Here is a 21132-nt window from a genome sequence, read left to right as displayed (position 1 = left end):
TATTTCCAACGGGCTTTTGTTTTTATTCGATATCGAAGATGACCTTTTCAGTCTGGTCCTTTAAATCGTCTATATTCGTATTGTTGTGAATGACACAGTCTGCGAGTTTTATTTTATCTTTTTCAGGCATCTGCTTTTCCATAACAGCCTGTACTTCGCGGTAGGTTTTGCCGTCCCGGTCCATTACCCTTTTGATCCTGATATTGTCTTCGGCAGTAATTAGGAGAGATTTATAGCATTCCTTGTTGAGCTTTAATTCAAACAATAAGGCGGTCTCTTTAAAAACCAGATATTTGGTCTGGCGTTGTAGCCATTCTTCAAAATCAATCCGGACGGCAGGATGGATGATTTCATTTAACTGATGAAGCAGTTCTTTATCATTAAAAACCTTTTCGGCTACCAGTTTTCTGTCATACAGTCCGTCGGTGTCATAGGCATCATTTCCTAAAAGTTCTTTTATCTTTAACTTTAAAACCTCGTCTTCATTCACAATCGTCTTTGCCCGGCCATCTGAATAATAGACAGGAAATCCGAATTCTTCAATGAAATGGGCGACGGTGGTTTTTCCTGATCCGATACCTCCGGTAAGGCCGATAACTTTAGGTGCCGATAACGGGTCCGGTTCTATCGAAAGGTTTTCTGAATGTAATTCTTCCATTGTTAAAAATTAATATCCGAAAACATCATTAAAACTAAAGGTTTCATCAAGCCTGACGCCTTTTTCGGTCATTTTAAGGCTGGCCAGCTCATGATGGGCATCATGTTCAAAGAACAGCAGATACTCATTATCTATACACTGTTTCAGGAATTTTCCTTTTTCTTCTACTGTTAAAAGAGGCCGTGTATCATATCCCATCACATAAACCGGGTTGATGTGTCCGGAGGTGGGAATCAGGTCTGCGGCAAAGACAACCGTTTTTTCCTGATACTGGATAACGGGCAGCATCTGTTTTTCCGTATGGCCGTCTACAAAAATCACATCCATTTTCAGGTCAGGCATGAAGCCGTAATTTCCTGTATTGGGAAGTGAGACAAAGTTCAGCTGTCCGCTTTCTTGGATCGGAAGGATATTTTCTTTCAGGAAGCTGGCCTTTTCCCTTGGATTAGGTTCTGTCGCCCATTTCCAATGGTTTTCATTTGACCAGAACTGTGCGTTCTTAAAAGCCGGCCGGTAGCCTGTCTTATCATCATTCCATTCGATGGCGCCGCCACAGTGGTCAAAGTGAAGGTGGGTAAGGAAGACATCGGTAATATCTTCTTTTACAAAGCCGTATTTTTTCAGGTTTTTATCCAAGCTGTCATCTCCCCAAAGCGAATAGTGCCCGAAGAATTTTTCATCCTGCTTACTGCCGAGGCCGCAGTCAATTAATATCAGTTTCTTTCCGTCTTCTACAAGGAGGGAACGGGTTCCCAGTTCAATCAGGTTTCTTTCGTCTGCCGGGTTGGTTTTCTCCCACAGACTTTTCGGGACGACTCCGAACATGGCGCCGCCATCCAGTTTAAATTTTCCGCATTGTATTGGATATAATTTCATATAATATTAAGTTTTTATCGTGTCTTATCGTTTTAGCTTTTTCATTTGATCGGCTATTTTTCTATCATTGTCATTTCCGTTCTCAAGATTTGAGATAATATTCCGGAAATCATGCTCTTTTCGGCTTTGGGAAAGTTTCTGCTTGATGAAAATCTCATCCGGGATTATTTTGATGCCGAAGGCACCTTTCATTTCTTTCTCTACAAATGTCCTTCCCATATCTTTAACCGTCATCGGGCACTGCTGGTTTTTTTCAAACCGGGAAGTTAATTTTTCCAGATGCCTGTACAGTTCTTCCCGATCCATCAGTTGTACCTTTCCGTAGACTTGCACCGCTTCATAGTTCCAGGTTGAAACATTGATATGATCATACCAGCTGCTCGAAATATAGCTGTGAGCCCCTAAAAAATCACAAAGAACCTCATCACCGTCTTTCAGTGTTTTTGCCTGAAAATTGGCTCTTGAAATATGGGTTTCGACGTATCTGTTTTCCGGGTCATCTTCATTCAGCATCATCATGGAATGGGTGGCCCTGATCTTGCCAACCGAAGAAACCAATAAAGCAAAGGCATTCTCCCTGATGATTTCCTTCATCAGGTTATAATCTTCGCTTCTGTAAAGTTTAGGAATATACATTCTAAATTACTTTCCTTTTAAAATCTGCAAAATTTAGTTTTAAGCTTGAAATGCGATGATATGTATTCATATATTTAAATGTTCTGAAATTAACTTATGCTTATATATTAATATTTGCGGTTAAGCAAGTCTGAAACCTAGCTTAAAAAAGCTCTCCCGGGTTTTTCGGTATGGGAATATTCAAATGTTTATAGGCTTTCTCCGTTACTTCGCGGCCCCTCGGGGTTCTGATGATAAATCCTTCCTGGATCAGGAAAGGTTCATATACTTCCTCCAAGGTTTCCGGATTTTCTGCGATTGAGGTGGCCAGGGCAGAAATCCCCACAGGTTTTCCTCTGAAATTTTCAATCATAACGCGCATGATTTTATTATCCATTTCATCCAGTCCGAATTCATCTACATGCAGAGAATCCAGCGCATATTTGGTGATGTTGATTTCAATTTCGCCGTTTCCTTTTATTTCGGCAAAATCCCGTACCCTTCTCAAAAGTGCATTCGCGATTCTCGGGGTTCCGCGGCTTCTTCTGGCGATTTCGATGGCAGCATCTTCATAAATTCTCACGCCGAGAACCCGGGCACTCCGGATAATAATCATCGACAGCAATTCAATCGTATAATATTCCAGTCTGCTCTGGATTCCGAACCTTGCCAGCATCGGTTTCGTCAGCATTCCGCTTCGGGTCGTTGCGCCTACTAAAGTGAAAGGATTTAAGCTGATCTGGACACTTCTCGCATTCGGGCCTGTTTCCAGCATAATGTCAATTTTATAATCCTCCATGGCAGAATACAGGTATTCTTCCACAACAGGCGACAAACGGTGGATCTCATCAATAAAAAGAACATCGTTTTCTTCCAGGTTGGTCAGTAAGCCGGCGAGGCTGCCCGGTTTATCCAGCACAGGGCCGGAGGTAATCTTGCAGCTGACGCCAAGTTCATTGGCAATGATATTGGCGAGGGTGGTTTTACCCAAACCGGGAGGGCCATGCAGCAAAACATGATCCAGGGCTCCACCACGTCTTTTGGCAGCGTTCACAAAAACTTCGAGATTGTCTAGGGTCTTTCTCTGCCCTGCAAAATCTTTAAAGCTCTGCGGACGGATCTGTTCTTCCTGCATTAGCTCGTCGCGGGAAAAATTGTCTTTATCGGGATGTAAAAAATCAGGCATTAATTCAATTTCATTTACCGTAAAGATAGGAAAAATTGAGGTTGAGATTACGGAAAAATTAAGATTTGAGAACAACAGATATTTTGAGTATTTTTGAGAGAGAAAATTTAAAGATAAGAATGTATTGAGCTTCTGTCTGTATCCGGATTACTGCAGCAATGCATTTGAATATAATCCGGCATTCTGAAGCACCCGGTATATTTATCTGAATAATTATAGCTTAAACCCAATACATGAAACTTATAGGTCCTTTCAGGCAGGTTGTAACCCTTGCCCATCTTCCGTTAAGAGGAAAGATTTCTGATAAGCAGATCAATATTATTGCTGATGGCGGAATTGTTGTTAATAATGGTAAAATTCACAAAACCGGAATTTTTGAAGCCTTAAAATCTGAACATCAGGATATCGAAATTGAATCTGTGAAAGGTGAGCAGATTGTTCTTCCTGCGTTCACCGATTCACACACTCACATTTGTTTTGGCGGTAACCGTGCGAATGACTTTGCCATGCGTAATGCGGGAAAGACCTATCTGGAAATCGCCGAAAGCGGGGGAGGGATCTGGAGCTCCGTTCAGCATACCAGAAGTGCTTCGGAAGAAGAATTATTATCGACGCTCCTTGAAAGGATAGATTTCTTAATCTCTCTCGGGATTACAACGGTTGAAGTGAAAAGTGGGTACGGCCTGGATGTTGAAAATGAGCTGAAAATGCTCCGTACCATTAAAAAAGCCCAGGCACAGACCCAGGCGACTTTGGTGCCGACCTGTCTTTCAGCCCACCTGAAACCAAAGGATTTCACAGAAGATAATCAGACATATTTGCAATATATCCTGACTGAGATTTTACCTAAAGTAAAAGAAGAGGATCTGTCTAAACGGGTCGATATCTTTATTGAGAAATCAGCCTTTCAGCCGGAAGAAAGCCGTGAATTTTTGCTTAAAACTAAAGATTTAGGTTTTGAAATTACGGTTCATGCCGATCAGTTTACACCGGGAAGCTCAAGAATAGCAGTGGAGGTTGGCGCGAAATCTGCTGATCATCTGGAAGCAACTATTGATGAAGATATTGAGTTTCTGGCGAAATCTGATACGGTGGCGACTGCTTTGCCGGGTGCCAGCCTGGGATTGGGCGAAAAGTTTACTCCAGCAAGGAAATTATTGGATGCAGGAGCCATTCTAGCGATTGCCAGCGACTGGAACCCGGGATCGGCACCGATGGGAAACCTGATCACCCAGGCTTCCGTTTTAGCTACATTTGAAAAACTCACCACCGCTGAAGTATTGGCGGGAATCACGTTCCGTTCTGCGTTTGCGCTCGGATTGGAAGACAGAGGGAAACTGGAAGAAGGGTTGAAAGCGGATTTTGTTACTTTTAAAACCGATAATTTCCAGAATATTCTTTATCACCAGGGAAGCCTTAGAGCAGAGCATATTTATATTAACGGAAATATAATTTAAAATAACCAACACTTTATCACATACACATACTAATAATGAAAAACATTTGGCAGGGAAGATTAGACGGGGAAGAACTTCTTTTCCACAGAATATTTCAGAGGGTAAGAGAAGAACGTAATTATGATGCCATCTCTATGGATGATTTTGTCCTGCACGGATTTGCCGTGGATGAAGGGGTCCGCAGGAACAGAGGAAGGCAGGGTGCTAAAGAGGCTCCGGATCTTATCAGGAAAAATATGGCTAATTTCCCGGTGATCCTTCCCGATTTTTCACTGCTGGATTTCGGAAATATTGTATGTCCTGAAGGAAATCTAGAGAATACCCAGCATGAGCTCGCCAAAAGGGTTTCCAAAGTCCTGCTGAAAGGCGGGAAATCAGTAGTTCTCGGAGGTGGGCATGAAGTTACCTATGCCCATTACTTAGGCGTAAAAACGGCTTTCCCAGAACAGAAAATCGGGATCATCAATATTGATGCCCATTTTGACAACCGCCAGCCTGAAAGTGCAGGGACAAGTTCCGGGACGGGTTTCTGGCAGATTGCCCAGGAAGGGGAAATAAATTCACTGCATATCGGGATTCAGAGGAATTCAAATACCCTGAAGCTGTTTGATACCGCCCATCAGTACCGGATGAAATATATTCTGGCCGATGAAATCTTCTTTGAAAACCTTCCTTCCGTTTATCAGCGTATCGATGATCTGCTCGAAAGTGTAGATTATCTTTACCTTACCGTCTGCATGGACGTTTTCAACGCTTCGATAGCGCCCGGGGTATCGGCGGCGGCATACAACGGGATTTTTGCAGATGCTGCCTTCATGCATTTTTATAGGCATATTTTAAAAAGCAGAAAACTTCTGGCTTTGGATGTAGCGGAAGTCAATCCTGCGTATGATATCCAGGACCGTACTTCCAGGTTGGCGGCAACGCTTATCAATGAATGGTTTATGGCCTGATGGTATCTATAGATAAAATCATTATTTGAGCGCAGTGCAGGGAACAGAATTTGCTGCTTTTCCGGTGCTTTAAAGGCGCCACTATATTCATCACACCATCTGAAATTAAACAGATCATACATTATGGAACAATCAATTGAAAATAAATTAATCAGGGCCGGTAAAACATTTAGAGAATGGAAAAATGTACCGTTTGAAGACCGTCAGAAGTATATTGCCAAAGCAGCGGAAATATTAAAAACCAATGCTGAAAAATTCGGGAAGGTCATTACCTCGGAAATGAACAAACCGATTTCACAATCGATCGCTGAAGTGGAGAAATGTGCCCTGATGATGAATTATTATGCGGATGCAGAAAACAGTTTAAAGCCTGAAAAAGTGGATTCAGAATATAGTTATTCTGAAATTCAGTATGTCCCGAAAGGCGTAATTTTAGGCATTATGCCGTGGAATTTTCCTTTCTGGCAGGTATTACGGTTTGCCGTCCCGGCAATTTTAGCGGGCAACACGGTGGTGCTTAAGCATGCTTCAATCTGTTTCGGAAGCGGGAATGCCATTGAGGATGTCCTGTTGGAAGCCGGTTTTCCAGAAGGGGTTTTCCAGAATCTTGAAATAGGTCATCAGGATGTAAAAGAAGTTTTGGAACATAAAGTTGTTGCGGGCGTAAGCTTAACGGGAAGTGAAAGAGCAGGCGCTGAGGTAGCTTCCATTGCGGGACAGAATATCAAAAAGTCATTGCTGGAATTGGGAGGAAGCGATGCTTTTATTGTGCTGGATGATGCAAACCTTGACGAAGCGGCTAGAGTAGGGGCGCTGGCAAGGCTTCAAAACTGCGGGCAGACCTGTGTGGCTGCCAAAAGATTTATTATTGATGAGAAAATCGAGGATACCTTCCTTCCTAAATTCATAGAAGAATATAAAAAATACATTCCTGCCGATCCGATGGATAAAGAAACCAGGATTGCCGGAATGGCCCGGCCGGACCTGGCAGATGACCTGGAAAAACAATTTAAGAAGGCTTTGGAGAACGGAGCCGAAATCATAATCCCGCTGGAAAGGATTTCCGGTAATGAATTCAAGCCTGGACTGATCAGGGTGCAGGAGGGAAATCCTATTCTACAGGAAGAACTTTTCGGTCCGCTGGGAATGGTTATGATTGCAAAAAATGACGAAGAAGCTGTACAGCTGGCCAATGATATCCCTTTCGGGCTTTCCAATTCGGTATGGACAAAAGACAGGGCGCGCCAGTTATTCTTTATTGAGAACCTGGAATCCGGAACGGTAAATATCAACAGGATGACGAGTTCTGATCCGCGTTTCCCTTTCGGAGGCACCAAGACTTCAGGCTACGGAACGGAGCTCTCCTTATTAGCCTTAAAGGAGTTTGTAACGGCAAGAACCATTGTGGGGAATTAAATTAGTATTGATTTTTAGTATAATGTATCAAGTACTATGTAAAATGTATAAAGTTTATTATTGAATTAAGTAAAGCCTCTTATATAAATATAAAACAACTCCTGGAAATTCTTCCGGGAGTTGTTTTATTGATAAAGCTGATGTTTAAATTAAACAGTAGTCAGTCTCAGCGTATTTGTTTTTCCGCCTTCGTAAGATGGAGTAGCATTGATGTTGATAACAAAATCTCCGGCTTCAATATATCCGTAGTTATGCGTCAGCATATTTACCTGAATAATCGTTTCATCAGTAGATTTCTTCATGTCATAATAAAAAGCATGAACGCCCCACAGCAGGTTCAGCATGGTAATGACCCTTCTGTTTCCGCTAAATACGATAATATGGGAATTCGGTCGGTGGGCGGCCAGCTGGAATGCAGTATATCCGGAGCTGGTCAGGGTAACGATAGCCGCTACATTGGTGGTTTTGGCAATTCTTACCGCTGCAAGGCATACCCTGTTGGTAATAAACCTTTCATCGATGCAGTTGAAGTCTTTTTCAATCGGTTCGTTTTTATGCTGGTAGAAATGGGTCGTTTCAATGTTTTTAACGATCTTGGTCATGTTTTCAACCACCTGGACAGGATATCTTCCTACAGAAGTTTCCCCGGAAAGCATCACTGCATCAGCACCGTCAAGTACGGAGTTCGCTACGTCATTCACTTCCGCTCTCGTTGGCGTTAAGCTGTTGATCATCGTTTCCATCATCTGTGTGGCAATGATCACCGGCTTGGAGTAGAACCTTGCTTTTTCAACCAGTGTCTTCTGGATCGCAGGAACTTCTTCCATCGGAACCTCAACTCCTAAGTCTCCACGCGCAACCATCAGGCCGTCGCACTCCAATAAGATTTCCTCGATATTTTTTACCCCTTCAGGCTTCTCGATTTTCGCAATAATCGGCGTCTTGAATTTTCCGTTGGGATGTTTTGAAATTAATTCTTTAAGGTCAATGATGTCCTGGGCATGACGCACGAAAGAAAGCGCGATCCAGTCTACATCATGGTCAAGCATGAAATTCGCATCCTGAATGTCTTTTTCCGTTAAGGCAGGCAGGGAAACATTGGTATTCGGAAGGTTAACTCCTTTTTTAGAGCTTAAAGGCCCTCCCTGAATGGTTTTGGCTTTTACCGTATCAATTTCGTTTGTTTCGATAACTTCAAGCATCAGCTTTCCGTCATCAATAAGGATTTTCTCTCCTACTTTCACGTCCTGTGGGAACTGTTGGTAAGTCATATAGACTCTGGTGGAATCTCCTTCTATTTTTTCGTTGGTAAAGGTAAGAATGTCTCCAGGATTAAGGTAAGAACCCTCCTTTACTACACCTACTCTCAGTTTCGGGCCCTGAAGGTCACCGAGGATCCCTACAGAAAAACCGTATTCTTTGTTGAGTTCTCTGATGATGCTAATATTGGATCGAACTAAGTCATAGTCTGCATGGGAAAAGTTGATTCTGAAAATATCAACACCTGCTTTCATTAACCCTAACATTACTTCCTTCGATGATGAAGCCGGACCAAGTGTCGCGATAATTTTTGTCTTCTTTAAATACTTATTCATAATACTGGATAATTTGATAAAGTTCTTCTTCAGAACTTAATATATAATCTTGAATCGGAAACACAAGATTTTCAGGGAGCAAAATTACGGAAAAATCAGGAAACTGTTCCGAACTGTGCAAAATATATTGCACTTCTACCTGATTATTTAATAAAAATTTAATGTTATCTTCTTGTAGGAAGAGTTCTGTGTGTGTTTTTTTTTGCCTACTTTCAAAGGACCGGTTTGAAATAAAAGTAAAGCAGGTCTTGGTAAACTTATCATAAGTTTCAAACCTTGAAAAATGATAATGATAATGCGCTCCTTCAAAGACGAGATCATCAATCCGTCTGAAATTAAGGCCGTTTTTCTGGTTTACGGTAAAGAAAAACTCATGGTCAGGGATATGTTTTGCCAATCTTACCAGTCCTATGGTAATATCATCAGATTCTATATCATCAAGATCATAAAGTTTTTGGATTTCCAAGGATGTTTTCTTTTTTGTTTAAAATATAAAATGCCCTCTGGGCTGCTTTTTCTTCTGCTTTCTTCTTGGAAGTTTCCGTAGCGTTGGCTATTTTTTCTTCTCCCAGCCAGACATGGCAGCGGAACACAATCGATTTGTTGACCTGTATTTCTTCACAGGTTTCATATTTAATGTTCAGCTTTTTCTTTTGGCTCCATTCAAGCAGAAGGCCTTTGTAACTTACAATTTTATTTTCAAGCTTATTGATCTCGGTAGCCGTCAGAAGCCGTTCCAGAATAATCCTTTTACAGGTTTCATATTGGAAGTCAAGATAAATAGCGCCAATTAAGGCTTCAAATAAATTTCCGGAGATATTTTCCCCTAAAGCAACGGAATTCTGCTTTTGCAGCAGATCGGTGAGTTTCAGGTCTTCTCCTAACTTATTGAGGTTTTTCCTGTTGACAATCTTGGATTTCATCTGTGTCAGGTATCCTTCATTGGCCTGAGGATAGGTATGAAACAGATGGCAGGAAATAACGGTACCCAAAACAGAATCTCCTAAAAATTCCAGCCTTTCATAATTGCTGTCTTTATTTTTAGAAGAGCTTTTCACAGAAAAAGCTTCACGGTAGAGCGCAATATTTTGTACCTCGGTACCAAGGATCTTATGGAGCCGGGTACTGAGAAAATAATCTCTCTCCGTTAATTTTCTTTTTCTTTGTTTGAGAAGGAATTTAGAAAAGTATTTCTGTAACTCCATTCAGTAAAATTAGATTTTCGTAAATAGAACGCAGGCATTGTGCCCGCCAAACCCGAAAGTATTGCTCATGGCTACTTTTACATCTTTTTTCGCAGCTTCGTTGAACGTGAAGTTCAGTCTTCTGTCGATATTTTCATCATCAGTAAAATGGTTGATGGTAGGAGGAACGATACCATGAATAATAGTTCCTAATACAGCAATTGCCTCAATAACTCCTGCAGCACCCAGAAGGTGGCCGGTCATTGATTTTGTAGAATTAATCTGAATATTGAAAGCATGCTCTCCCAGTAATTTTGAAATGGCATTGGATTCTGCAATGTCTCCTAATGGAGTAGAGGTACCATGCATGTTTATGTGGTCTACTTCATCAGCAGTTAATCCTGCGTCTTCCAAACAGTTCTTCATTACCAGATAAGCGCCTAGCCCTTCAGGGTGAGGAGCGGTCATATGGTGTGCATCCGCACTCAGACCTCCGCCTTTTAATTCTGCATAAATTGTTGCACCACGTTTTACCGCATGCTCATATTCTTCAAGGATAATGCATCCTGCTCCTTCACCCAGGACAAATCCGTCTCGGTCTTTGTCAAAAGGCCTTGAAGCCGTTGTAGGATCATCATTTCTTGTAGAAAGTGCCATCATGGCATTGAATCCGCCAACCCCGCTTGCTGTTACGGCTGCTTCAGAACCTCCGCATACAATGACATCTGCTTTTCCGAGCTGGATCAGCATTTTGGCATCAATAAGGGCATTGGCTGAAGACGCACAGGCAGAAACCGTTGTGTAATTCGGTCCGTGGAATCCATATTCAATAGAGATATGACCAGGGGTAATATCGGCAATCATTTTTGGGATAAAGAACGGGTTGAACCTCGGAATTTCCGTGTTGGCCCATCCCAGGACTTCAGTTTCAAATGTTTCCAGTCCTCCGATTCCGGAACCCCAGATTACGCCGACTCTGTTTTTATCTACATTGTCTGCAATAATTCCCGAGTGTGCCACTGCTTCTCTGGCAGCCACCATGCCAAGCTGTGTATTCCTGTCCATTTTTTTAGCTTCTTTCTTGTCGAAATGCTGCAACGGATCGAAATTCTTTACTTCGCAGGCGAATTTTGTTTTAAAGTTTGTGGCATCAAAAAGAGTAATCGGAGCGGCACCGCTCTCACCTTTTAAAAGGTTTTCCCAGTATTCTTTTGCATTATTCCCAATCGGCGTTATTGCTCCAAAACCGGTTACAACTACTCTTTTCAATTCCATAAACTTTGTTTAATTTTCTTTTGTTGAAGAATATTATTTATTTACTACTTCTTCGATATAAGCGATAGCGTGACCTACAGTAGTAATTTTTTCAGCCTGATCATCAGGGATTTGAATGTTGAATTCTTTTTCAAATTCCATGATCAATTCAACTGTATCCAATGAATCTGCTCCCAAATCGTTTGTGAAGCTAGCTTCAGGAGTCACTTCAGTTTCTTCAACGTCAAGCTTATCAGCGATGATAGCTTTTACTCTTGATGCAATGTCTGACATAGTAAATTATTTTTTTATTGTTAGATGCTGCAAATATATAAAATTCTTTACGATAAAACATTTTTTTAGTCTTTTTTGTGGCGCATAGGTACTTATTTTATCGGCAGGTACTTTAGTGTTTTAGTTTTCAACGATTTATATTTTACCGCTTTACAGATGGCTGAAATAAATTTTATTCTTGGCATAACGTTATATAAGGAAGTAAACCTGCATGCTTGTACTTAAAGGGATTTTGGCAGGCCTTTGGCATGTAGAGGGCCTGACGAATAATTATACATTCATGAACGGGAGTAAACTTAATAATAGTTTTTGAGATCTTCCGGTCATGAAGGTTCTGTGCCGATGTTTAACGTTTATATATTTGCTTTAAAGTAATGAAAAAGTTTGTTTCTATTGTTTTGTTTTTTATTTCTTTTTCCGTTTTTTCACAGGCCAAAGGAAAGGTCATCAGCATAAAAGACGGGGATACCGTGGTGATTTTGCTGGCCGGCAATACTCAGGAGACCCTGAGGCTGGCTGAAGTCGATTGCCCCGAGAGCAGCCAGGCCTTCGGAAAGAACGCCAAAGCCTTTACCGGTACACAGGTTTTTGGAAAAAACGTTACATTCTACAGGGTGGGAAAAGACCGGTACGGACGTTCCGTTGCGGGAATATTTTATGACAATGATAAATACCTTTCCAAGGAAATCGTCAGGGCCGGGTTCGGATGGTGGTATTTTAAAGCGTCGAAAAATACGGAACTGCAGAAACTTCAGGATGAAGCTAAACACAAGAAACTGGGCCTGTGGGCAGATCCGAAGGCGCTGGCACCCTGGGACTTCAGGAAGGAGAAGAGAAAAAAGAAAACGGTGACCGTAAAAAGCACAGGCAAAAATGCTAAACCGGTTAAGTGATCTCCATGCTTTTCCGGTAGCGGTGTATGAAACTGATTACTATATTAAAGCTGGAAAAGTCTCTTAAATGCTGTTCCTACGGAATTTTAATGAAAACCAGGTATGAGATTGCTGATACACTGAGAAGGATATTATCTGTGTAGATTCATCAGCGGGTTCGACGCATTTCTTTGCTTACCTGGTTTAATGCGGCCTAGGTATAAAACTTTCCATCAAAAGAAAACGGGTATATCGACCGGCATTATTAAAACGTTGTCCATTCTTAATAAGGATTAACATCTGTTAAATGGCATTGATTCATCAATGAACATCTATTAATAATACGATACTCCCGCCATATACAGTAACTGTTATAGAGGCAAACCTCGCATCGTTAAAAAATAAGTACAATCGGCAGAATGGACTATGTACGGACATTTCCAGGTAGAGCAGAACTAAAGTCATTAATCTTTACCCGAATGTCGCAAATGCTCCCCGGTCTTATAATTCTTTTTCCAGAATCGAGACAATCCGGTCAATCACATCACGTTTTTTGGATTTCGTCTGGTATTCAGCATTAGGTTCAGCAACAATAGTCTGTTGTTCCTTACTGAAAAGAGCATACAGGTCAATATCCGGATGGTTTTCGATATACCATGCCAGGAAACTAAGAGGGATGGCATTTTTCCCTGAAAAATAAAGCTGGATCGCCTGCGGGGTAACCCCATACGCGTCTGCAATTTCTTTCATGGTTTCTCCTCTTCTCTTACTGTACTCGCGGAGTTTCTGATAAATTTTCATTGTATGTAGTTTTTGTGATTGAAAGATTAAAACAATCAATTATTGTAATTAAATAAATATTTTATTGTTTTTAAATATATAAATTGTACCTTTGTTTGTTTGGTTAAAACAAAAGCATATACAAAATTACGAAAAAAGGTTAATAAATGTATCCCGTTTTGTGTCGGAGAAGAGTATTAATTCATACAAAAGCTCAGTATTGAGATGGGAAATTAGTTTTTAACCAATATATTTTTATCTAATTTGACTTTTGGATAGCAAATAAAAGAAAATTCTTTATGAAACCTGCAGATTAGGTTCTGCCATAATAAACTGTTCTAAAACTCCAACAGCAGTGCGGAAATTCTTGAGGGAAATAGCCATAATCGGCTGGCTTAAAATATGAAGGTTATCATTCAAATAGGTAATGCATCCTATTCCTATCCGTACAGCGTAAAGAATGGCAATAGGAACCCGCTGGAATAACTGATGTACCAAAATATAGAAACTTGAACTTTATCGATCCTCCGACAGTACTGAACGGAAGAGAGTCCGGAATTAAATTTTTTTTACCTAAACATCATTGCCGCGGTATCCTGCAACAGTCAGCGTCAAGCTGGCTTATACAGAATACCGCGGCAATGTATAATAATTCTTAAGTCGTTCAGATTACTCTGCGCCTGACTTGCAGAAGGCATCCCAGGTAGTCCAGAAATGAGCATTGATCGCTCCCGGAGCCGGGGAAGTGCTGTCAGCAACAATGCCTACCATAGAAGCACAGTTGGCGTTGCATCCGATTTTATTTTCGCTTCCTTGCTGGGCAGGAATGGCGCGCCATGTTCCGGTAGAACCGCTCAGCATTTCTACTTTAATATCAAAAACCCCTGAAAGGCCGGGTGTTTTAATCTGCTGCGTCGGGTTTTCGCTTGAAATCATATCGCTCCAGTTTCCCTGTGAAAAGGTTACTTTCCATTGGGTAATCATTTTAACCGTATCGTTCTGTGGTGAAATATACACCCAGAACTGGGCTCCTCCTCCTAGTTGTACCTGTCCTGAAGAATTTGCATTGTAGCTTTTGTCTGTCTGTTCCATGTTATTGGTTTTTGTGGGTTATTTTGTATTTCAAAGTAAAGAAGAAAAAGACATGTGGGATAGCGTAGAAATGACCAATTAAAGTATTAGGTATAAGTACGATAGCCCTGGGCTCTAATCATAGCATAATCTTCTGATTAGGATTCTTAAATGGTCATAGAATATGAGGATTTTAAGCGGTCGATAAAAATCAAATATCAATAGTATCCACAGCTTTCTGAAAAGCATCCTCGGGTCCGAAAACAGCCTGGCCTTCCACCCGGAAAATCTTTACCACTTCGATACCCAGCAGGTTCAGGAAGAAACTGACATAATTTGTTGCGAAATCGTAGGGCTGCAACTCACCATGGGAATAGATTCCGCCCGATGAGGTTACGATGTAGGCTTTTTTATCTTTTAACAGGCCTTGGGGTAAAAATCCCTGACCGGTATATTCAAAGGTTATTTTAGCCCGGGCTATCTGGTCGAAGTAGGCTTTTAACGTACTTGGGATACTCCAGTTGTACATGGGAGCCTCAATCACAATAATATCCGTTTCCTGTAGATTACGAACCGACTCATCCGACAGTAACAGGGAATTTTTATGGGCTTTTGTGCGGATGTCAGACGGCGTAAAAAATGCTTCAATATGGGTTTCATCCAGATGCGGGATCGGCTTAATGGCAAGATCCTGCTCTTTAATTTCAGAATCTGGAAATTTTTCCCGGAGCTGTTCTATTACCTTCTGTCCCAGGTTCCTGCTTGCGGAATGGATTGTCTTCGGGCTCGACCTGATGTGCAGTATGTGTTTCATTTTAAATACTTTTGTTCCTGCAAATTTATTTATATTTACTTCTCTTTTGTTAGCAGTATACCAAAGGATAGCAGTAACATTCAAGATAGTGTATGAAAAATAATAATGACGGTTTGAACTTTACAAAAATCGACTGTGCAGACAACCTTGCTGCCGTGGAAGATTCTATGTATGTGTTGGGAGGAAAATGGAAACTCAGGATTATTGTGGCCTTGGTCAGCGGCCATAAAAGGTTCAATGAGATTCAGCGTGCGGTCAAAGGGATTTCCCCGAGGGTTTTATCCAATGAGCTGAAAGCATTGGAGCTGAATGGCCTGGTGAAAAGAGTGGTGGATGCCGAAAGCATTCCTGTATTGGTGGAATATGAATCCACAGAGTACGCGGAGACCCTGAAAAACATCGTGTCAATGCTCGGAACATGGGGAAGGAATCATAAGAAAAGGATTGTTTCAAATATATAAAATATGCTTAATCACCACAATCTGCGAGAGATTTTTTATGAAATGTATTTAAACATAAAAAAAACAAATCGCTGGATTTGGCTTCTAAGTTACTGTTCTGACAGCGATATCCGGAATTTCTTACCGATTTACAACGACTAACTATTGCTGCGGCATCTTCAAAGGATAGTATGGTATTTAAAAAGATTTCTCAGGCTGTTTCAAAAGAAGAAATGGAACATCTTTTGAAGCAAAATAGAAGAATTTTAGAAATTATGAAGAGAGAATATATTAAACAAGCCCATGAATTAGATAATCAGATCTTGAACATCGAATCTCAGATTGAAATCTGGCAGAAATCCGAATCATTTAACGGGTTTGACGGAAAAATCCAGATCAGGGAATTAGGCTTGAGCGGACACTGTTATGATGTTAATTTACAAGATGTCCCTTTTGGAAAAATAAAAAAGCTGTTCCTGGAGCATTATAAGGATCAAAAACAGATTAAGGAAAAAGAACTCGAGCAACTTTTAATTGACAGCAACTGATTATTAATTTAATCCTGCGTTTCCCGACTGAATGACCGTAAGCCAGCCGGGATTTAAAAAAAACAAAGAATCCGTCTCAGAGTTGTGAGAAGGATTCTTTGTTTTAAGTGGAGTTGGAGGTTTTTGAACCTTACATATTTTAACATAACTTAAAATGTGTAAGTGTGCTATTTTTCAGTATTTTAACTATATTTGTATATGTGAATATAATTAGTTTTTATATCTAAATATAGAAGAAGTAGCACCCAAACTGGCACCCAATGAATTACACTTTTAAACTTAAGAAGCCTAGTGAAACTAAGGAAACCCTCATTTACTTCCGTACTTTTTTCAACAGTGAAAATAAGAATTTTATCTATTCTACTGGTGAAAAAATTAAGCCTTCTGAATGGGACTTTGAAAATAGGCAACCTAACGATTTGAATGGGAGAACTAAGCGAGCTGAAATTCATAGAAGTCTGAAAATGCAACTAGATAGGTATAGTAGTTTTTTTACTGAGATAGTAAATCGTTATAAAAATATAAGCGAAGAACTTACCGTAGATATACTTAAACAACGATTTGATGAAAAGTTCAAGAAAATTACTGTAAAAAGTGATTTTTTTAGAATTTATCAGGAATTTTTGGATGAGAAGGAAAATGATTATACAGGAAATTCGATTTCAAATTCGACTTTAAAACGTTATAAATGTAACAAAACTTTACTTGAAGATTTTGAGAAGAATAGTAAAATAAAGGTTACTCTCGGAAAATTTGATGATAAGCTCTATAACAAATTTCTTAAATATTGTATTGAAGAAAAAAAGCATTCTGCGAATACTGTACATAGAAATGTTGGTCTTCTAAAGACTTTTTTGCTTTGGGCTTTAAATAGGAAATATACTTACAATAACGATTTTATTGCTTTCAAGAAACCTGCTAAATTTATTACTGACGAAATTGCTTTGAACTACGAACAGGTTGAACTAATTTACAAGTACGATCTTGCTAAAAATAAAAGATTGGAAAAAGTTCGTGACCTATTTGTTTTTGGTTGCACTACAGGAATGAGGTTCGGTAATTATAGCACAATCTCAAAGAGCGATCTTGAAGGTAATTTTATTAGAGTAATTGATTTAAAAAGCAAATCAAAAAATTTAGCAATTCCTTTAAATAGTATATCTAAATCAATTCTTGAAAAATATGATTATAATTTGCCGAGCATTACAAATCAGAAGATGAACGAATATATTAAGGAGGTATTTAAAGAATTAAAATTTACTGATGAAATAAAGAAGACAATGAAGTATGGTGATGAATTGGTAGACCAAAAAGCCGAATTTTGGACAAGAATTTCCTCACATACTGCAAGAAGAAGTTTCATCACTATAATGAAGAACAAACGAGTTCCGGATAAAGTAATAATGAGTTATACAGGTCATACAAGTCTGGAGGTCTTCAATGCATACTATCGACCGAGCGAAGAAGATAAAATCAATTATATGAATGAAGTTTTTAAATAATCATTAATTTAGATTATGGATCAAAAGAAACTTTATGGACGTTGGAATTTTTGGGAAGAATTTGTAGGTTATCCTATGATGATTTTTTACTGGATCAAAGGTGAAAAAATTTCAAAGATGTTGTCAAAAAGAATTGAAAAAGCCAAACAGAAATCCAGCCAAATCAGTCTTACTGATAAGAAAAGAAATGAGTTTCTTATTCGATATGAAAAGTTAGATAACTTTTTCACTTTCCACTTCAAAAATATAGATGCTTCCCGAAATCACAACTTTGAAGAGAAAATCGAATATTGTTTAGAGCAATATCGAAGAGAATCATTAAGTATTTTAAGCTCAAGCAACCTGATGAAATTACAGGGCAATTTTTTGAATGGAGCTGAAACTACGCTTTTACTATATTTTGCTTTAGAAGGTAAAGTAAAAAGAGAAATTCGCTTATCGGATATTATGATTGGTGAAAACAGTTCGCAAATTTTCATTGCTTTTCTAAAGGGTAAAAAATTCATAGATGAAAATCACAACCTAATCGTAGATCAGAAATCTTCCTTCATCAGAATCCACCGATTCTTAAAAGACAATCATATTATTAATCCGGATTTTCAAGACACCACTATTATTGAGGCTATGGAAAACGAATATAATTCCAATTTTGACAAAGGAACATTTTCACGGGCAATAACTGTGAAACCTAATGATTTTGAGGAAACTATCTATCAAGAATTATCTAAGTTGTTTAATATCAAGTATTAAACTTTACGCAATTGAGTAGAATTGCATCATTAGTTATTCCAATCATACAATTTTGTCTGCAAATAAATATCAGATTATGCAGACAACAAATCCATTCCAAACCATTCTCGACGAATTAGGGGAAGTGAAAGACTTACTCTATTCTCTCAAAAAAGAACCTGACATCGAGTTGAAAAAGAAACTATACTCTATCAGAGAGTGTTCAGAAATTCTAAAACTCGATTATCAAACCGTACGCTCACATATTTTAAAAGGTAACATTAAAGCAGAACAAATAGGAAGATTCTACAGGGTCAACCATTTTGATCTGATGGATGCTTTAAACGAGGTCAAATCACTTAAGTATAGAAGATAGATAGAGACTTTATTTATCAAGCATTCTAATTCACCCTTCAATATTTCCTGTGCGGAATCAAACCTTTAAAATATGAGCGAAAAAATCCCATATCTAAGAGTAGGGACAACCTACTATAAAACTATTGAGAAACCATTAATCTCAGGTGATAAAATCTCAATATTGACTCGATGGAATCGTGAGACCATTATCAGCGATCACGGAAAGATATATGTCTCAAAAGTTCCTAAGTATGATGGTTTCTGTTGTATACCATCCCATTTGCAATACCAACAAATTATCCAAGGATTCTATAATGTTTACAATGAGATTCCTTATCAGCCGATTAAAGAAACACCGGAGCAAACATATCTACAAGAGAAGATTCCATTTTCACTTAGATTTATGGAGCATATTTTTGGAGAACAGTTGGAACTAGGATTAGATTATATCAAGATCTTACTGCAATATCCAACACAGATCCTCCCGATTCTTTGTCTTGTAAGCAAGGAAAGATCTACCGGGAAATCTACATTCATCAAATGGCTTAAATCCGTTTTTGGACTAAATATGACTTACATCAAAGGCGATTCTTTCAGCAGTCAGTTCAATTCGGATTGGACATCAATGTTGATCGTTGCTATTGATGAAGTATTCTTTGACAAAAAGGAGATTACGGAACGACTAAAATATCTTTCCACTACCGATAAAGACAAGAAAGAGGCAAAAGGAAAAGATCGTGAAGAAGTGGAATTTTTTGGAAAATTTATTCTCTGTTCCAATAATGAAGATAACTTCATTCAGATTGATGAAAATGAGATACGATTCTGGATCATCAAGGTAAAATCGATTAAAACGGAGAATACTGAATTTCTACACAATTTAAATAAAGAAATCCCTTATTTTCTTAGATATTTAATTCAAAGACCTTTTCACAGCCGTAAGGAGACAAGGATGTGGTTCACTGATTCCCAGATCAGAACCAAAGCCCTTCAGAAATTGGTTTGGAAAAATAACAACAAATTAGAATCTAAAATCGTCGAACTTTTATATGAGTTTTTTGAGAGTACGGAAGACAGCAAGATCAATTTTATTCCACAGGATATTTTCAATATGCTGGTTAAAATGTTCAGTAAACAGTATTGGACGGTAAACGATGTCCGAAAACTCCTGAAAGAAAACTGGAAACTTGAACCTCAGAACAATTCACTGGCTTACATCAAATACGACATCGATTACAGTAGAAGTTTTTACCAACAGAATAAAACAGGACGGTATTTTACAGTAGACAGAAATTTTATTCTTCAAAAATTTGATGAAATGATGAATTAATTGATAATGAAAATAAAATCAATTAGTTACATCTCATCAAAAACCTCATCAAACTTTTAAACCTTGGTTTTTGATGTGAGACTGATGAGAAGAATATTTCTACTTTGATGAGATGATGAGACTTTGATGAGGTTATAAAGTATTGTAATTCAATTTTTTATAAGGCTTTCTCATCAATTCATCAAAAATTAGTCGAAGACAAACTAATCCGCCTTTCATCGACAGGACAACTACTATCTATTAATAAAAACATTAAAATTTACACAATGAACTGCAAACAATTTAACAACATATCGTTGGAAGAAGTCCTCCTTTCTCTCGGACACCTTCCTACGAAACAAAATGAAAAAGAAGCTTGGTATCTCAACCCCTTTGCCAACGAATCCCAAGCCTCTTTTAAAATCAATAAAAGAATAAACTATTGGTACTTATTTTCAGAAGGAATCGGTGGAACGAATACCGACTTTATGAAGAAATATCTGAACGCTTCAGTCAATGAAGTTTTAGTATGGGCAGAAGATCAGAATTTCTCTTCTTTTCAAAAGCAAAACATTCCTGATCAGAAGTTCGAAAACCCGAGTAAAAATTATGAGATACTTGATGTGAATGAAATCCAGCATCCTGCACTTTTGGAATATTTAAGAGAAAGAAAAATTGGAAATCAAACTCAGTTCTTACACGAAATTCGTTACCGAATGAATGATAAAAACTATTTCGGAATTGGATTCGAGAACGATTCTGGCGGTTATGAAATCCGTAATAAATATTCTAAAATCTGTTTGGGTAAAAAAGGTGTTTCAACCATTAAAAATGGTTCGGTATCGCTTCGAATTTTCGAAGGTTTTTTTGATTTTATTTCCTTTAAAAATGTAGAAAATTTTTTAGAAAAAGAACCTTCTGATTATATCATTTTGAATTCCGTTTCGATGATTCACAATATTAAAAATTCATTAGGAAATTATGAAAATATTGAACTTTATTTTGACAATGACGAAGCCGGAAATCTGGCGGTTGAAATGATTAAAAATGAAAACAAAAACGCAGAAGATTGTCGGGTTTTATATTCAGATTTTAAAGATTTGAATGACTGGATGATTCACAAAAATCCATCACCTGAAAGACAAGTGAAACAAAGGCGAAGGTGAGTAAAATAAACAAAGGTAAAATGTGGTGGTATGTTAGTGCAAAAAGTACCCAAAGT

24 protein-coding genes are annotated in these 21132 nt (G+C 38.7%); 11 read left to right on the top strand and 13 right to left on the bottom strand.

The genetic code is table 11. The annotated features are described in order from the left end of the window. Positions 1–22: 22 nt before the first annotated feature. The 4 genes from coaE to ruvB form a co-directional block, all read right to left on the bottom strand. Positions 23–658 carry a dephospho-CoA kinase gene (gene coaE / locus H561_RS0113280; protein ID WP_034762212.1) on the bottom strand — a complete coding sequence of 212 codons (636 nt, stop codon included), beginning with the start codon at positions 656–658 and terminating at the stop codon, positions 23–25. Between the two features lie 9 nt (positions 659–667). Beyond that, positions 668–1534, bottom strand: coding sequence for an MBL fold metallo-hydrolase (locus H561_RS0113275; protein ID WP_027387456.1), 867 nt, complete (start codon positions 1532–1534; stop codon positions 668–670). Positions 1535–1558: 24 nt separating this feature from the next. Continuing rightward, positions 1559–2170 carry an FMN-binding negative transcriptional regulator gene (locus H561_RS0113270; protein WP_027387455.1) on the bottom strand — a complete coding sequence of 204 codons (612 nt, stop codon included), beginning with the start codon at positions 2168–2170 and terminating at the stop codon, positions 1559–1561. A 142-nt stretch (positions 2171–2312) separates the two neighbouring features. Continuing rightward, on the bottom strand, positions 2313–3335 hold the full coding sequence (ruvB, locus tag H561_RS0113265; protein WP_027387454.1) for a Holliday junction branch migration DNA helicase RuvB: 1023 nt from the start codon (positions 3333–3335) through the stop codon (positions 2313–2315). Between the two features lie 233 nt (positions 3336–3568). On the opposite strand from ruvB, the gene hutI reads away from it, so the two are divergent. The 3 genes from hutI (at position 3569) to H561_RS0113250 (ending at position 7161) form a co-directional block, all read left to right on the top strand. After that, positions 3569–4792 carry an imidazolonepropionase gene (gene hutI / locus H561_RS0113260; protein WP_027387453.1) on the top strand — a complete coding sequence of 408 codons (1224 nt, stop codon included), beginning with the start codon at positions 3569–3571 and terminating at the stop codon, positions 4790–4792. Positions 4793–4827: 35 nt separating this feature from the next. Continuing rightward, positions 4828–5745: a formimidoylglutamase gene (gene hutG, locus H561_RS0113255; protein WP_027387452.1), complete on the top strand. Its 918-nt coding sequence runs from the start codon at positions 4828–4830 to the stop codon at positions 5743–5745. Positions 5746–5868: 123 nt separating this feature from the next. After that, entirely contained in the window at positions 5869–7161 is a 1293-nt protein-coding gene (locus H561_RS0113250) for an NAD-dependent succinate-semialdehyde dehydrogenase (protein WP_051349382.1), read from the top strand. A gap of 149 nt (positions 7162–7310) precedes the next feature. On the opposite strand, the gene pyk is transcribed toward H561_RS0113250, so the two are convergent. The 5 genes from pyk to H561_RS0113225 are packed head-to-tail and all read right to left on the bottom strand — an operon-like array spanning position 7311 to position 11488. Further along, entirely contained in the window at positions 7311–8756 is a 1446-nt protein-coding gene (gene pyk, locus H561_RS0113245) for a pyruvate kinase (RefSeq protein ID WP_027387450.1), read from the bottom strand. Continuing rightward, a complete protein-coding gene (locus H561_RS0113240; protein ID WP_027387449.1) occupies positions 8749–9222 on the bottom strand; it encodes an IPExxxVDY family protein in 474 nt (157 codons plus the stop codon). The genes pyk and H561_RS0113240 overlap by 8 nt, the downstream gene beginning before the upstream one ends. Continuing rightward, a complete protein-coding gene (rnc, locus tag H561_RS0113235) occupies positions 9200–9961 on the bottom strand; it encodes a ribonuclease III (protein WP_027387448.1) in 762 nt (253 codons plus the stop codon). The genes H561_RS0113240 and rnc overlap by 23 nt, the downstream gene beginning before the upstream one ends. A 9-nt stretch (positions 9962–9970) precedes the next feature. Then, positions 9971–11215 (bottom strand): beta-ketoacyl-ACP synthase II, encoded by a 1245-nt coding sequence (gene fabF, locus H561_RS0113230; protein WP_027387447.1) that lies wholly within the window; start codon positions 11213–11215, stop codon positions 9971–9973. A gap of 33 nt (positions 11216–11248) precedes the next feature. After that, positions 11249–11488, bottom strand: a complete 240-nt coding sequence (locus H561_RS0113225; RefSeq protein WP_002976354.1) for an acyl carrier protein — start codon at positions 11486–11488, stop codon at positions 11249–11251. 374 nt (positions 11489–11862) lie between these two features. Between H561_RS0113225 and H561_RS0113220 the strand changes: the two genes are divergently transcribed. Then, the gene (locus H561_RS0113220; RefSeq protein ID WP_027387446.1) at positions 11863–12381 is read left to right on the top strand and encodes a thermonuclease family protein; all 519 of its coding nucleotides are present in this window, start codon (positions 11863–11865) and stop codon (positions 12379–12381) included. Between the two features lie 480 nt (positions 12382–12861). Here H561_RS0113220 and H561_RS0113210 read toward each other — a convergent pair whose 3' ends face one another. The 4 genes from H561_RS0113210 to H561_RS0113190 all read right to left on the bottom strand — a co-directional run bounded on the left by H561_RS0113210 (position 12862) and on the right by H561_RS0113190 (position 15025). Further along, a complete protein-coding gene (locus H561_RS0113210; protein ID WP_027387445.1) occupies positions 12862–13161 on the bottom strand; it encodes a helix-turn-helix domain-containing protein in 300 nt (99 codons plus the stop codon). Between the two features lie 276 nt (positions 13162–13437). After that, positions 13438–13638: a hypothetical protein gene (locus H561_RS0113205; RefSeq protein ID WP_027387444.1), complete on the bottom strand. Its 201-nt coding sequence runs from the start codon at positions 13636–13638 to the stop codon at positions 13438–13440. A 171-nt stretch (positions 13639–13809) separates the two neighbouring features. Beyond that, positions 13810–14232, bottom strand: a complete 423-nt coding sequence (locus tag H561_RS0113200) for a hypothetical protein (RefSeq protein ID WP_027387443.1) — start codon at positions 14230–14232, stop codon at positions 13810–13812. A gap of 190 nt (positions 14233–14422) precedes the next feature. After that, positions 14423–15025: an FMN-dependent NADH-azoreductase gene (locus tag H561_RS0113190; protein ID WP_027387442.1), complete on the bottom strand. Its 603-nt coding sequence runs from the start codon at positions 15023–15025 to the stop codon at positions 14423–14425. A 92-nt stretch (positions 15026–15117) separates the two neighbouring features. Between H561_RS0113190 and H561_RS0113185 the strand changes: the two genes are divergently transcribed. The 7 genes from H561_RS0113185 (at position 15118) to H561_RS22475 (ending at position 21076) form a co-directional block, all read left to right on the top strand. After that, entirely contained in the window at positions 15118–15486 is a 369-nt protein-coding gene (locus H561_RS0113185) for a winged helix-turn-helix transcriptional regulator (protein WP_051349380.1), read from the top strand. A gap of 170 nt (positions 15487–15656) precedes the next feature. Continuing rightward, positions 15657–16013, top strand: a complete 357-nt coding sequence (locus H561_RS0113180) for a hypothetical protein (RefSeq protein WP_027387440.1) — start codon at positions 15657–15659, stop codon at positions 16011–16013. Between the two features lie 260 nt (positions 16014–16273). After that, entirely contained in the window at positions 16274–17515 is a 1242-nt protein-coding gene (locus H561_RS0113175; protein WP_027387439.1) for a tyrosine-type recombinase/integrase, read from the top strand. A 15-nt stretch (positions 17516–17530) separates the two neighbouring features. Next, positions 17531–18265 carry a hypothetical protein gene (locus tag H561_RS0113170; RefSeq protein ID WP_027377084.1) on the top strand — a complete coding sequence of 245 codons (735 nt, stop codon included), beginning with the start codon at positions 17531–17533 and terminating at the stop codon, positions 18263–18265. A 76-nt stretch (positions 18266–18341) separates the two neighbouring features. After that, a complete protein-coding gene (locus tag H561_RS0113165) occupies positions 18342–18620 on the top strand; it encodes a helix-turn-helix domain-containing protein (RefSeq protein ID WP_027377085.1) in 279 nt (92 codons plus the stop codon). A gap of 72 nt (positions 18621–18692) precedes the next feature. Next, positions 18693–19931, top strand: coding sequence for a primase-helicase family protein (locus H561_RS0113160; protein ID WP_027377086.1), 1239 nt, complete (start codon positions 18693–18695; stop codon positions 19929–19931). A 266-nt stretch (positions 19932–20197) separates the two neighbouring features. Continuing rightward, the gene (locus H561_RS22475) at positions 20198–21076 is read left to right on the top strand and encodes a toprim domain-containing protein (RefSeq protein WP_051190447.1); all 879 of its coding nucleotides are present in this window, start codon (positions 20198–20200) and stop codon (positions 21074–21076) included. Positions 21077–21132: the final 56 nt, after the last annotated feature.

Origin of the sequence: Chryseobacterium gregarium DSM 19109, assembly GCF_000430845.1 — a bacterium.
GTDB lineage: Bacteria > Bacteroidota > Bacteroidia > Flavobacteriales > Weeksellaceae > Chryseobacterium > Chryseobacterium gregarium.
This window is presented reverse-complemented; position numbering and strand designations above follow the sequence as displayed.

Excerpts from the sequence above, each read along its gene's own strand:
- H561_RS0113275 (WP_027387456.1), bottom strand. The coding sequence starts at position 1,534 with ATGAAATTATATCCAATACAATGCGGAAAATTTAAACTGGATGGCGGC.
- H561_RS22475 (WP_051190447.1), top strand. The coding sequence starts at position 20,198 with ATGAACTGCAAACAATTTAACAACATATCGTTGGAAGAAGTCCTCCTT.
- H561_RS0113170 (WP_027377084.1), top strand. The coding sequence starts at position 17,531 with ATGGATCAAAAGAAACTTTATGGACGTTGGAATTTTTGGGAAGAATTT.
- H561_RS0113160 (WP_027377086.1), top strand. The coding sequence starts at position 18,693 with ATGAGCGAAAAAATCCCATATCTAAGAGTAGGGACAACCTACTATAAA.
- H561_RS0113175 (WP_027387439.1), top strand. The coding sequence starts at position 16,274 with ATGAATTACACTTTTAAACTTAAGAAGCCTAGTGAAACTAAGGAAACC.
- fabF (WP_027387447.1), bottom strand. The coding sequence starts at position 11,215 with ATGGAATTGAAAAGAGTAGTTGTAACCGGTTTTGGAGCAATAACGCCG.
- H561_RS0113180 (WP_027387440.1), top strand. The coding sequence starts at position 15,657 with ATGGTATTTAAAAAGATTTCTCAGGCTGTTTCAAAAGAAGAAATGGAA.
- H561_RS0113210 (WP_027387445.1), bottom strand. The coding sequence starts at position 13,161 with ATGAAAATTTATCAGAAACTCCGCGAGTACAGTAAGAGAAGAGGAGAA.
- H561_RS0113270 (WP_027387455.1), bottom strand. The coding sequence starts at position 2,170 with ATGTATATTCCTAAACTTTACAGAAGCGAAGATTATAACCTGATGAAG.
- H561_RS0113190 (WP_027387442.1), bottom strand. The coding sequence starts at position 15,025 with ATGAAACACATACTGCACATCAGGTCGAGCCCGAAGACAATCCATTCC.
- hutG (WP_027387452.1), top strand. The coding sequence starts at position 4,828 with ATGAAAAACATTTGGCAGGGAAGATTAGACGGGGAAGAACTTCTTTTC.
- H561_RS0113200 (WP_027387443.1), bottom strand. The coding sequence starts at position 14,232 with ATGGAACAGACAGACAAAAGCTACAATGCAAATTCTTCAGGACAGGTA.
- H561_RS0113185 (WP_051349380.1), top strand. The coding sequence starts at position 15,118 with ATGAAAAATAATAATGACGGTTTGAACTTTACAAAAATCGACTGTGCA.
- coaE (WP_034762212.1), bottom strand. The coding sequence starts at position 658 with ATGGAAGAATTACATTCAGAAAACCTTTCGATAGAACCGGACCCGTTA.
- rnc (WP_027387448.1), bottom strand. The coding sequence starts at position 9,961 with ATGGAGTTACAGAAATACTTTTCTAAATTCCTTCTCAAACAAAGAAAA.
- ruvB (WP_027387454.1), bottom strand. The coding sequence starts at position 3,335 with ATGCCTGATTTTTTACATCCCGATAAAGACAATTTTTCCCGCGACGAG.
- H561_RS0113220 (WP_027387446.1), top strand. The coding sequence starts at position 11,863 with ATGAAAAAGTTTGTTTCTATTGTTTTGTTTTTTATTTCTTTTTCCGTT.
- H561_RS0113165 (WP_027377085.1), top strand. The coding sequence starts at position 18,342 with ATGCAGACAACAAATCCATTCCAAACCATTCTCGACGAATTAGGGGAA.
- pyk (WP_027387450.1), bottom strand. The coding sequence starts at position 8,756 with ATGAATAAGTATTTAAAGAAGACAAAAATTATCGCGACACTTGGTCCG.
- hutI (WP_027387453.1), top strand. The coding sequence starts at position 3,569 with ATGAAACTTATAGGTCCTTTCAGGCAGGTTGTAACCCTTGCCCATCTT.
- H561_RS0113250 (WP_051349382.1), top strand. The coding sequence starts at position 5,869 with ATGGAACAATCAATTGAAAATAAATTAATCAGGGCCGGTAAAACATTT.
- H561_RS0113225 (WP_002976354.1), bottom strand. The coding sequence starts at position 11,488 with ATGTCAGACATTGCATCAAGAGTAAAAGCTATCATCGCTGATAAGCTT.